The organism is Nocardia sp. NPDC051832 (genome assembly GCF_040681285.1).
In the GTDB taxonomy this organism is placed as follows: Bacteria; Actinomycetota; Actinomycetes; order Mycobacteriales; family Mycobacteriaceae; genus Nocardia.
Genome location: NZ_JBFAYL010000003.1, coordinates 658,784 through 670,416 on the forward strand (window position 1 = coordinate 658,784; position 11,633 = coordinate 670,416).

Annotated in this window: 9 protein-coding genes and 1 pseudogene; 7 read left to right on the forward strand and 3 right to left on the reverse strand. The window is 67.5% G+C overall.

Annotated features, from left to right (window positions below; all coding sequences use genetic code 11):
* Positions 1-21: 21 nt before the first annotated feature.
* On the reverse strand, positions 22-2,118 hold the full coding sequence (gene fusA / locus AB0M14_RS20980; RefSeq protein ID WP_364997382.1) for an elongation factor G: 2,097 nt from the start codon (positions 2,116-2,118) through the stop codon (positions 22-24).
* Positions 2,119-2,338: 220 nt separating this feature from the next.
* Between fusA and AB0M14_RS20985 the strand changes: the two genes are divergently transcribed.
* Entirely contained in the window at positions 2,339-3,085 is a 747-nt protein-coding gene (locus AB0M14_RS20985; protein WP_364997384.1) for a DNA alkylation repair protein, read from the forward strand.
* A 4-nt stretch (positions 3,086-3,089) separates the two neighbouring features.
* Here AB0M14_RS20985 and AB0M14_RS20990 read toward each other — a convergent pair whose 3' ends face one another.
* Positions 3,090-4,145, reverse strand: coding sequence for a ferredoxin--NADP reductase (locus AB0M14_RS20990; protein ID WP_364997386.1), 1,056 nt, complete (start codon positions 4,143-4,145; stop codon positions 3,090-3,092).
* A 58-nt stretch (positions 4,146-4,203) separates the two neighbouring features.
* Positions 4,204-4,842 (reverse strand): mycofactocin system transcriptional regulator MftR2, encoded by a 639-nt coding sequence (gene mftR2, locus AB0M14_RS20995; RefSeq protein ID WP_364997388.1) that lies wholly within the window; start codon positions 4,840-4,842, stop codon positions 4,204-4,206.
* A 247-nt stretch (positions 4,843-5,089) separates the two neighbouring features.
* Here mftR2 and mftA point away from each other — a divergent pair, with 247 nt between their 5' ends.
* The 6 genes and pseudogenes from mftA (at position 5,090) to AB0M14_RS21025 (ending at position 11,341) form a co-directional block, all read left to right on the forward strand.
* Positions 5,090-5,194, forward strand: coding sequence for a mycofactocin precursor MftA (gene mftA, locus AB0M14_RS21000; protein ID WP_307869552.1), 105 nt, complete (start codon positions 5,090-5,092; stop codon positions 5,192-5,194).
* 16 nt (positions 5,195-5,210) lie between these two features.
* Positions 5,211-5,453: pseudogene (gene mftB / locus AB0M14_RS21005) on the forward strand (mycofactocin biosynthesis chaperone MftB); the annotation flags it as partial.
* 87 nt (positions 5,454-5,540) lie between these two features.
* On the forward strand, positions 5,541-6,752 hold the full coding sequence (gene mftC / locus AB0M14_RS21010; RefSeq protein ID WP_364998986.1) for a mycofactocin radical SAM maturase: 1,212 nt from the start codon (positions 5,541-5,543) through the stop codon (positions 6,750-6,752).
* Positions 6,753-6,949: 197 nt separating this feature from the next.
* Entirely contained in the window at positions 6,950-8,353 is a 1,404-nt protein-coding gene (gene mftF, locus AB0M14_RS21015; RefSeq protein ID WP_364997390.1) for a mycofactocin biosynthesis glycosyltransferase MftF, read from the forward strand.
* Between the two features lie 75 nt (positions 8,354-8,428).
* Complete coding sequence (gene mftG, locus AB0M14_RS21020) at positions 8,429-9,868, forward strand: mycofactocin system GMC family oxidoreductase MftG (protein ID WP_364998988.1); 1,440 nt, start codon at positions 8,429-8,431, stop codon at positions 9,866-9,868.
* 120 nt (positions 9,869-9,988) lie between these two features.
* Entirely contained in the window at positions 9,989-11,341 is a 1,353-nt protein-coding gene (locus AB0M14_RS21025) for a GAF domain-containing protein (protein ID WP_364997392.1), read from the forward strand.
* Positions 11,342-11,633: the final 292 nt, after the last annotated feature.

An 11,633-nucleotide genomic window follows, 5' to 3' on the forward strand; every position in this document is an offset into this window, starting at 1 on the left:
AGCGGCGGCGCTGTCCTGTTGTCAGCCGGCCTTCGCGATGATCTCCTTGGCGACGGCCGCGGGGACCTGCGCGTAGGAGTCGAAGACCATGGCGTAGTTCGCCCGGCCCTGCGTCTTGGAACGCAGGTCACCGATGTAGCCGAACATCTCCTTCAGCGGCACCCGGGCCCGGATGACGCGCGCGCCTCGACGCTGCGTCATCGCCTGCACCTGGCCGCGCCGGGAGTTCAGGTCGCCGATGACATCACCCAGGTAGGCCTCCGGGGTGACGACTTCCACGGCCATGATCGGCTCCAGCAGTGCCGGATGCGCCTTGGCGATCGCCTGGCGCACTGCCTGCGCGCCCGCGGTGCGGAACGCCAGCTCCGAGGAATCCTGTACGTGCGCGGCGCCGTCGAGCAGCGCCACCCGCACATTCATCATCGGATACCCGGCCAGCACTCCGGTGCGCAAAGCATCTTGCGCACCGGCGTCGACCGCGGGAATGTATTCCCGCGGCACCCGCCCGCCGGTGACCCGGCTCTCGAACTCGTAGACCGCGCCGTCCTCGCCCGCGAAAGGCGCCACCGCGATCACGACTTTGGCGAACTGGCCGTGTCCACCCTGCTGCTTGCGATGGGTGTACTCGTGCCGGTCCACCGCGGCCGTGATGGTTTCGCGGTAGGCCACCTGCGGCTTGCCGACGTTGGCCTCGACCCGGAACTCCCGCTTCATGCGGTCGACCAGGATGTCGAGGTGCAACTCGCCCATGCCGCCGATGACGGTCTGCCCGGTCTCGGCGTCCACCTTGACCGAGAAGGTCGGATCCTCGTCGGCCAGGCGCGCGATGGCGGCGCCCAGCTTCTCCTGATCGGACTTGGTTCTCGGTTCGATGGCCACCTGGATGACCGGGTCCGGGAAGGTCATGGATTCGAGCACGATCTGGTCGTGCGGGTCGCACAGGGTGTCACCGGTGGTGGTGTCCTTCAGTCCGATCACCGCGCAGATCTGCCCGGCCGTCGCCTCCTGGATCGGGTTCTCGGTGTTCGAGTGCATCTGGAACAGCTTGCCCAGGCGCTCCTTTCGTCCTTTCGTCGAGTTGACGACCGCGGTGCCGGTGCCGGCGCGGCCGGAGTACACCCGCAGGTAGGTGAGCTTGCCGAAGAACGGATGCGCCGACACCTTGAACGCCAGCGCCGCGAACGGCGCGGTGCTCTCGGGTGCGCGGTGCACGGCCACGGCTTCGTCGACCGGCGAATGTCCCACTGCCACACCAGCGTCCAAGGGCGAGGGCAGGTAGTCGACCACCGCGTCGAGCAGTGGCTGCACGCCCTTGTTCTTGAACGCCGAACCGCACAGCACCGGATAGGCCGCCGACCGCACCGTCAGGTGACGGATCGCGCCCTTGATCTCCGCTACCGACAGTTCCGCGCCGCCGAAGTACTTCTCCAGCAACGCCTCATCGGTTTCGGCGACGGTCTCCAGCAGCTCGTGCCGGTACCGTCCGGCGAGTTCGCGCAGCTGCTCCGGGATCTCGGCGATCTCGTAGCGCTCACCGAGCTCGGTCTCGCCGCGCCACAGCAGGGCCCGCATGCCGATCAGGTCGACGACGCCTTCGAAGGTGTCCTCGGCGCCGATCGGCAGTTGCACCACAAGGGGTTTCGCGCCCAGCCGCTCCTGGATGGTGCGCACGGTGTAGAAGAAATCCGCACCGAGCTTGTCCATCTTGTTGACGAAGCAGATCCGGGGCACGTCGTACCGGTCGGCCTGCCGCCACACCTGCTCGGACTGCGGCTCAACGCCTTCCTTGGCGTCGAAGACCGCGACCGCGCCGTCGAGCACCCGCAGCGAGCGCTCCACCTCGACGGTGAAGTCGACGTGGCCCGGGGTGTCGAGGATGTTGATCTGGTTGTCGGTCCAGAAACATGTGGTCGCCGCGGCGGCGATGGTGATGCCGTGCTCCTGCTCCTGCGGCATCTTGTCCATGGCGGAGGCGCCGTCGTGCACCTCGCCGATCTTGTAGGTGACGCCGGTGTAGTACAGGATGCGTTCGGTGGTCGTCGTCTTGCCCGCATCGATATGCGCCATGATGCCGATATTCCGGACCCGGCCCAGATCGGTGGCCATTGCACGCGTCATGGGAATCCCCCACTCCATCAACTGGTTTCGTCTGTTGGTAGACGCTCGCCTAGGTGGTGCGTTCCGGGGGACGGCACGAGCAGTCGGTCTGCGGCGCTGCGACAGCGCGCCTGCGAGACACCTGCCGTAACTACCGCGAATGCGGACGTGCTGTAACCATGCCCCCATGTCTACCGGCCCCGGCGGGTCTTGTCGACCGAATATTCGAACCGGGTGTTGGATGTTGTTCGTGACTGGAGAACTGACGGCCGCACAGGTGCGGGCGGCGCTGGCGGAAGTCGCCGATCCCGCCGACGCGATCCATCTGCAGCGGTTCTTCAAGACCGGGCCCGGGGAGTACGGCGAGGGCGATGTGTTCCTCGGCGTCCGCGTGCCGGCCACCCGCGCCGTCGCGAAACGCTTTGCGGGACTGCCGCTCTCCGAGCTCGAGGACCTGCTGGACAGCCCGGTGCACGAGGAGCGGCTGGCCGGTCTGGTCATTCTCAACGCCCGGTTCGCCAAGGCCGCGAAGCCGCGCACCCTGGATGTGGCCGCGCAGGAAGAGATGGTCCAGTTCTATCTGGACGCGGTGCGGCGCGGCCGGGTCAACAACTGGGATCTGGTCGACGTCTCGGCCGAGAACATCGTCGGACCGTGGCTGCTCGAGCGCCCCCGGGATCTGCTTTTCCAACTGGCACAGTCGGATTCGCTCTGGGAGCGCCGCGTCGCCATGCTCTCGACGTTCGCTTTCATCAAGGCGGGCGACGCGTCGACCACCTTCGAACTCGCCGAACAACTCCTGGACGACCGCCGCGATCTGATCCAGAAAGCCGTCGGCTGGATGCTGCGCGAGGTAGGCAAGCGCGTCGACCGGCTGCTGCTGATCGGTTTCCTCGACAAGCACGCGGCCCGGATGGGCCGCACCGCTTTGAGTTACGCGACCGAGCATCTGACGCCGGATCAGCGCGCGCACTACCGCGCGCGCTGATCGCTCAGAACTGGATCTTGAGGTGGTCGGTCACCGGCCGCGCCTGGCAGCCGAGGATGTAGCCGTTCTCGATGTCCTCGGGATCGAGGATCTCCGCATTCTCCATCTCCACTTTGCCTTCCAGCACGGTGCAGGCGCACGACCCGCACTCGCCCTCCTGGCAGGAGTAGGGCACGTCCAGGCCCTTGGAGAGCATGATGTCGACCAGCGTCTGCTTGCGCGGCCAGGACAGCTGGTGCACCTCGCCGTCGAGCTCCACCTCGACGGTGGCGGCGTCGGCGGCCTCCTCGTCGGAGACCTCGGCGGGCGCCTGATCCGCGAACGGGTCGCCGGCGAGGGAGTTGAAGACTTCGGCGTGCGTGCGGTTGCGCGGCACCTCGAGCTGGGCGAGCGCGTCGTGCACCCGATCCATGAACGGCTTGGGCCCGCACATGAACGCCTCGTAGGAGGTGTACGGCTGGACCAGCGTGGCAAGTCCGTCCACGGACGGCAGGCCCTGCAGGTGCTCGAGCCAGTGGATAACGGTGAGCCGCTGGGTGTGCTTGTCCGACAGCTCGCGCAGTTCGTCGGCGAAGATCACCCCGTGCGGGTCGCGATTGGCGTACACCAGCACGATGCGGCCGTCGCCGCGCGCGAGCGCCGACTTCAGGATCGACATCACCGGGGTGATGCCGCTGCCCGCGCCGAACAGCAGCAGGTCCTCGTCCAGGTTCTTGGGCGTGAAAACGCCGGAGGGCGGCAGGACTTCGAGCTGGTCGCCCGCTTTGACGTTGTCGCACAGCCAGTTCGAGCCGTACCCGCCCTCGGTCCGCTTGACCGTGACCTTCGGCTTGTCGTCGGTGTAGGGCGAACTCGCCAGCGAGTAGCAGCGCGCCACCGAGCCGGTCTGGTCGCTCGGTACGCGCAGGGTCAGGAACTGGCCCGGCTTGTAGTCGAACTTCGCGCGCGACTCCTCGGGGACGTCGAAGACCAGCGAACAGGTATCGGCGGTTTCCTCGATCACCGCGGCGACCCGCAGCACGACGGAGCGGGAGCCGTGGGGAACTTCGACCGTTGTCATCGCTGCCTCTCGAACGTGGTCTGGTGGCCTGGGGCCAAAACTAGAACGTGTTTCAGTTTCATCGTACGTCGGGGTCGGGCTGCCGGACAAGCTGAGCCTCCAGACCGGCGATGAGAACCTCCATGCCGAAGTCGTAGGCATAGCGCCCGCGCAGGTCGGTGATGTACTTCGTGGCCCGGTCCACCACCTCCGGCAGCGCCACATCCGAGATGGGCGAGCGGTCGCGCGGGTTCACCCGGCTGCGGCCGAAGAGATAGGTGTGGATGGTCGCGTACGCGGCGAGCACATTGCGATCGCTGAACCCGGCCTCGGCCAGGATCTCCATGATCGCGGCGATCAGGTCCAGCTGTTTGCCGAGCATCTGCTCGATCAGCACATCGCCGAGTCCGGGATGCTTGCGCAGCTTCTCGTCGATCTGATCGATGAGCTCGCGCAGCCGCTGCTGCCAGGGCCCGGATTCCGGTGGTGGCTTGCGCACTCCGGCCAGCGCGGCGGAGGCGACCAGGTCCAGCAGCTCGCGTTTGTCGGCGACGTAGTAGTACGGCGCCATGGGGGAGACGCCTAGTTCGCGGGAGAGTCGCCGCATGGACAATTTCTCCACGCCGTCTTCGCGAACCACACGCAATGCGGCTTCGACGATCTCCGGCTCCGACAGCGTATTGCCGCTCCCGCTGGCCTGCATCCGTCCGACTCCCATGCCACCTCTGCACCGCGGGCGTGTGGCGCCCGTCACGTTCTGTTCAGCTGCTTTCCACCGGAAGTCTAGAGTGCGGACTACCGGGGCGGTCCTCGCGCAGGGTGCTGGGGGCGGACTGGGGAGCATGGCCCGAGCCTGGGCAGCCGCCCGCGCGGTCGCAAGAAACAGTCCCATCGATTGGAACGTGTTTCATTTTTGTACCGCTTCTGGCTATCGTGTGACTGGTACTACACACACGGAGGTTGTCATGATGCACACGTTCCACGCACCGAGCGACACCGAGAGCGCCGAGCTCGTCGAGGAAACCCTCATCGAAGAGGTCTCCATCGACGGCATGTGCGGCGTCTACTGATCCGGCGGTGACCAGAATGCTCGATCTCGATACCCCTTGGCAGCTGCATCCCCGGGTCTCGCTCCGGCCCGAGCCGTTCGGCGCGCTGCTCTATCACTTCGGCACGCGCAAGCTGTCCTTCCTGAAGAACCCGAAGATCGTCGAGATCGTGCGATCGCTGCCCGAACACGGCACGGCTCGTACGGCACTGGAGGCGGCCGGGATCTCCGGCGATCGCGCCGCGCCGTACCTGCGTGCGCTTGCGCAACTGGCCGAGGGTGAGATGATCGTCGGCGCGCCGGCGCGTGTGGCCGGTGCCGCGGGCGTTGTGCCCGCGCCGGCGCATGCCGTCCGGCCTGATGCGGGGGTGGTCCCGCGGTCGGACGGTGCCGCCGCGGACAAGGCCGTGCGACTCATTGATCGGTTCGAAACCGGTCTGGCCGCCCCGATCTGCCTGACCTGGGAACTGACCTACGCCTGCAATCTTTCCTGCGTGCACTGCCTGTCCTCCTCGGGCCGGCGGGATCCGCGCGAGCTCAGCACCGAACAGTGCAAGGCGCTGATCGACGAGTTCCAGCGCATGCAGATCTTCTACGTCAACATCGGCGGCGGCGAACCGACTGTGCGACCGGACTTCTGGGAGCTCGTCGATTACGCCACCGCGCACGATGTCGGAGTCAAGTTCTCCACCAACGGTGTTCGGATCACGCCGGAAGTCGCGCAGCGGCTGGCCGCGAGTGACTATGTGGATGTCCAGATTTCGCTGGACGGCGCCGACGCGGCGGTCAACGACGCGGTTCGCGGTCCGGGCTCCTACGACATGGCGATCCGCGCGCTGGAGAACCTGGCCGCGGCCGGATTCAAGGACGCGAAGCTGTCGGTGGTGGCGACCCGCCACAACATCCCGCAGCTCGACGAGTTCAAGGCCATCGCCGACAAGTACGGCGCCACACTGCGTTTGACCCGCCTGCGGCCCTCCGGTCGCGGCGCGGACGTGTGGGACGAGCTGCACCCCACCCAGGACCAGCAGCGCATGCTCTACGACTGGCTGGTGGCCAACGGCGACGGTGTGCTCACCGGCGACTCGTTCTTCCATCTGTCCGCGTTCGGCGAGGCCCTGCCCGGCCTCAATATGTGCGGCGCGGGCCGGGTGGTGTGCCTGGTGGATCCGGTGGGCGACGTCTATGCCTGCCCGTTCGCCATCCACGACACCTTCCTGGCCGGAAATGTGGTGTCCGACGGCGGTTTCCAGAGTGTGTGGAGCACCTCGGAGCTGTTCTCGGAGCTGCGTACGCCCAGCGGCGGTGGCGCCTGCTCCAGTTGCGCGCACTACGACGCGTGCCGGGGTGGCTGCATGGCGGCGAAGTTCTTCACCGGACTGCCCGCCGACGGCCCCGACCCGGAATGCGTTCAGGGATACGGCGAGGCGGCGCTGGCGGATTCGGGACGCACGATTCCGCGTTCCTCGGTGGACCATTCGCGCAAGACCGCGCGAAAGCCGCGCAAGTCCGGGCCGATTCCGTTGACGCTCACCACCCGTCGGCCGTCGCGGTCCTGCGACGAGAGTCCGCTGGGCTGAAATGTCCGAGTTGCCAGTAATGCGCTGGCATCGGGAAACTGATGGGCCGACGCGCCGGGCGCCTTCAATTGCCATTGGTTTGCTGAATGGTGGAATCTGCGCCGTGGCAATCACATCGCAACGCACGCGCAAAGATTTCCGTCCGATTCCGGGTGCCAATGATGCTTACGCGTGAAAACCCGCCTAGCATGCCAGGAATGCGCCAAGATCGTCTGCCCGATGGATTCGGGGTACGGATCGATCCACGAGTACGTGCGTACTCCGGGGGCCGCATCCTGATCGGCGGCTCGCCCGCACGGTTGCTGCGACTTGCCCCGGAGGCGGCCGAGATGATCGGCGACGGGTATCTCGAGGTCACCGATCCGAAGTCCGCCAGCGTTGCCCGGCGACTGCTCGACTCCGGTGTGGGTAATCCGCGTCCGCGGTTGCTGCCCTCGCTGGAGGACGTGACAGTTATCGTGCCGCTGTACAACAACGCCGAGGGTCTCGTGCGTTTGCTGGCGGCGCTACGCGGCCACAACGTGATCGTCGTCGACGACGGCTCGGATCAGCCGGTGCAGATCCCGCGCAATCGCGGGACGCGCTGCCGGGTGACGGTGCTGCGGCACGATCGCCGGCAAGGTCCGGCCGCCGCGCGCAATGCCGGACTACGCGCGGCGACAACGGACTTCGTCGCCTTCCTGGACTCCGACGTGGTGCCGCGCAGCGGCTGGCTCGAGGTGATGCTCGGGCACTTCAGCGATCCGGGCGTGGCGCTGGTCGCGCCGCGCATCGTGGCGCTGGATCCGGAGTCCACCACGCTGGCCCGCTACGAGCACACCCGCTCGTCGCTGGATCTGGGCCGGCGCGAGTCCGCCGTGCACTCCCGCGGGCTGGTGTCCTATGTGCCGAGCGCGGCGTTGCTGGTGCGGCGGCGGGCGCTGCTGGCCGAGGGCGGCTTCGACGAGTCCATGCAGGTGGCCGAGGACGTCGATCTGTGCTGGCGGCTGGAGAAGTCGGGCTGGCGGCTGCGCTACGAGCCGGCCGCGCACGTGGCGCACGACCACCGCGTCTCCTTCCGGTCCTGGTTCGGCCGAAAGATGTTCTACGGCACCGGGGCCGCGCCGCTGGCGCACCGGCACGAGCCCGGCATGGTGACGCCGCTGTCGCTGCCGACCTGGACGGTGGTCGCCGCGTTCCTGTTCGGCACCTTGTCGAAGTGGGGACTGTTCGGCGGTGTGATCACCCTCGTGACGGCGCTGGTGCGGCTCCGCCGCGTCTTCGCCGGGCTGGACAATCCGACCCGGATCGCGGCGATCTATCTGTCGCGCGGATTCTTCTCCGGCATATGGCGTTTGGCGTCGGCGGTGTGCCGGCACTACTGGCCGGTGACCTTGCTGGCGATGCTGTTCTCGCGGCGGATCCGGCGGATCGCGATCACCTTGGCGCTGGCCGACGGGTTGGCGGATTGGTTCACCCATCGGGATGCCGGCGGGCTGGATCCATTCCGCTATATCGCCTACAAGCGGCTCGACGACATCGCCTACGGGTCCGGGCTGTGGCTCGGCGCCTACCGGGCGCGCAGCGTCGAGGCGTTGAAACCCACGGCGCCACCGCACTGATCGATGGACGCGGTAGCCCCGGGGGACGGCGGGAGACATAGCCGAAGGGGTGGGCCGGATCGGCCTGGCACGGTCATCGTCGGCGGCGGTACCGCGGGGTGTGTGCTGGCGGCTCGGCTCAGCGCGGATCCGGACCACACCGTGTGCCTGCTGGAGGCGGGCCCGGTGTGGGCCCGCGCCGCGGAGTTCCCCGCGGACCTGCGGCTGGCGGGCCGGATGCCGATCGGCCCGGCCTCGCCGTGGGTGTGGCGGTATCCGGTGCGCCTGGCGGAGGGGCCGGTCGAGGGAAATATCGTGCGCGGCAGAGTGCTCGGCGGCTCGTGCGCGATCAACGGCGGTTACTTCGTCCGCGCGCTCGCGCGGGACTTCGCGGCGTGGGGCCGGCAGTGCCCGGAATGGTCTTTCGAGGCGGTGCTGCCGGGGTATCAGCAAATAGAGCGCGATCTTGATTACGGCGAGTTACCCGGGCACGGCAGCGGCGGTCCGATTCCGGTTCGGCGGGCCGTAGATCCGGTACCGGTGAGTGTCGAATTCGCGACGGCGGCACTGGCGGCGGGGTTTCCGGAAATACCGGACCTGAACGCGCTACCGGAGACGCTGCCGGACACCGGCGTGGGACCGGTGCCGTGCAATGTCGATTCCGGAATGCGCGCGGGATCCGCGACCGAGTATCTGCTGCCCGCGTCGACCCGGCCGAATCTGACGGTCCGGGGCGCGACAATGGTGACTCGCATTCGGTTTCGCGGTACTCGGGCGGTCGGCGTCGACTTTGTGCGGGACGGGCGGCCGGGCACGATCGAGGCGGATCGCATCGTGTTGTGCGCGGGCGCGGTGGAATCGGCGGCATTGTTGCTGCGCTCCGGGGTCGGGCCGCCCGAACAGCTTCGAGCGCTGGATATTCCGGTGGTGTGTGCGGCTCCGGTCGGCGCCTGGTTCACCGACCACCCGGAGATCGGCATCGACTACCGGGGCGGCACGGCGCCGGCCTCGGACACTGTCGCACTGGAATATGTGCTTGCGCTCGGGGACGTCGAAATACGCCCATACGCAGTGGGTTTCGGGCCGGATCCGGAAACCCGGCGGCTCGGCGTCGCCTTGATGCGGCCGCGCTCGGCGGGGGAGTTGCGGCTGGTCTCGGCCGATCCGGCGGTCGCACCGAGCATCGATTATCGCTACCTCGCAGCCGAGTACGACCGCGAGCGGTTGCGGGCGGCGGTGGGCGTCGCGACGGAGCTACTGCGCGGAATTCCCGGTGCCGCGGTGCCGGTCCGGCCCCCCGATAATTCCTGGTTACGCGCAAATCTCGGGACTTCCCAGCATTTGTCCGGCACCTGCCGGATGGGACCGGCGACCGACGAAAACGCGGTGGTGGACCAGCGGTTCCGCGTGCATGGTCTGTCCGGATTGGCGGTGGTGGATCTGGCGGTGGTTCCGGTGCCGCTGAGCCGGGGGCCGCAAGCCACCGTGCTGATGATTGCCGAACGGGCCGCCTCGGGCCTTCTCGAACGGGTGTGAAAGACGTGCAGGTCACAAAACTCGGTGATCCTAACCGGATGTGACCTGGCAGACAAACGGGAATTTCCACCCTGCCCCTGGTATATGCGCCGGTAAAGTCAGCGCCGGAAAGAAAGGCAAATGGTCAGCAATCTCGCAGGTGGGCGGCCCCCACGGCACGGCGTCGAACCGGGCACCCAACTCGGCGCCCTGGAAGCCTATGCCGCACAAGCCCATGGATACCTCACCGCCGGTGACGACCAGCTCTCGCAGCTGGCCGGTTTGCTGCGCCCACTCGTGCTCGAGTCCTGGCTGCGCAGTGTGCGCACCGGAATCGACCCGATGGACCCCGGCAGTGAACGTGGTCTGCGCGGCGCGGACCTCCAGCGCTACCGCGACGCGCACCCCATCGCGCCGCTGTTGCCGCTGATCGACAAACTGCTCGTACAGGACACTGCCAGAACGGGTTTGATCGTCGTGGTGGCCGACCAGTTCGGCCGTGTGCTGTGGATCCACGGCAACCCCGAGCAGGTCGCCGTCGCCACCGAGATCGGCCTGCGCGAGGGCGACGACCTGAGCGAGCGCCGGGTCGGCGCCAACGCCGTCGGACTCGTGGTGCGCGCGGGCCGGGCGGTCTGGATCCACGGCCCCGAACACTTCCTGCACCGCCTGCACCAGCTGACCGGAGCCGCGGCGCCGGTGCACGATCCGGACGGCCGCCTGGTGGGTGTGCTGATGATCGCGGGCGGGGTCCGGGTCGCCAAGCCTGAGATCCTGGCCTTGGTGAAGGCGACCGCGACCGCCGCGGAGATGGATCTGCTGCTGGCGGCGATGCGCGGGGCCCAGCACGCGCCCCGGGATCCGGCCCCGGCGGATTCCGGCCGCCTCGGGCTCGACGTGCTCGGCCTCGGTCAGCCGCAACTGAGCAAGTCGGGCGATCGAGTTCCGTTGTCGCAGCGGCACGCCGAGATCCTGTTGCTGCTCGCCGAACACGCTGAGGGGCTGGGCGCCGACCATCTGGCGCTGTTGCTCGACGACACCGATCTGGACAACGGGACCATCCGCGCCGCCATGTCGCGGTTGCGCACGGTGGTCGGGGCGAATGTGATCGGTTCGCGCCCATACCGTTTGCGGGCGCATGTCGCAACCGATGTCGAGGCGTTGCGGGCGGCATTGGACTCCGGTGATGTCGAATCCGCATTGCAGCTCTATGCCGGACCGGTGCTGCCGCGCTCCACCGCGCCCGGAATCGTGGACCTGCGTGACGAATTGCGGGTGCGGTTGCGTACCGCTGTGCTCGGTTCCGGTGACGCCGCTGTGCTACGGCGTTGGACGGCGGGTGCGGACGGCCGCGACGATGCTGCAGCATGGGCCGCCTATCGTGCCGCCGTTGATCGTGATTCACCACTGTATGCGCAGATCGAGGCCAAGATCCGGGTCCTCGATCGGCGGCTCGGCGCCGATGCAACGCGGATGCAACGTTCCGGCTCATAGTCTGCACTTCTGAAAGTGCCCTGGCTCACATCGGGGCGTTCCGGGCCTTGTCGCGCCCTTGTTTTTCCGCCGCTTCCGGCCACTGGACAACTGACCAGAATATTTTGTCGGATTTAGTTCCTTTTTATTCACCAAGGGCCTAATGTTCGGTTTGCGCGGAACATGCGTGTGATGCAGGAAACACCGTCGCGGCAAACGGAACCGGCCGCGGCTGACCCATTCGAGCGAAACATCTGTGGTGACACGGGGCCTCGGGCCTCTGGTTCGCGCTGCCCGAAAGAAGGAGGCTCTG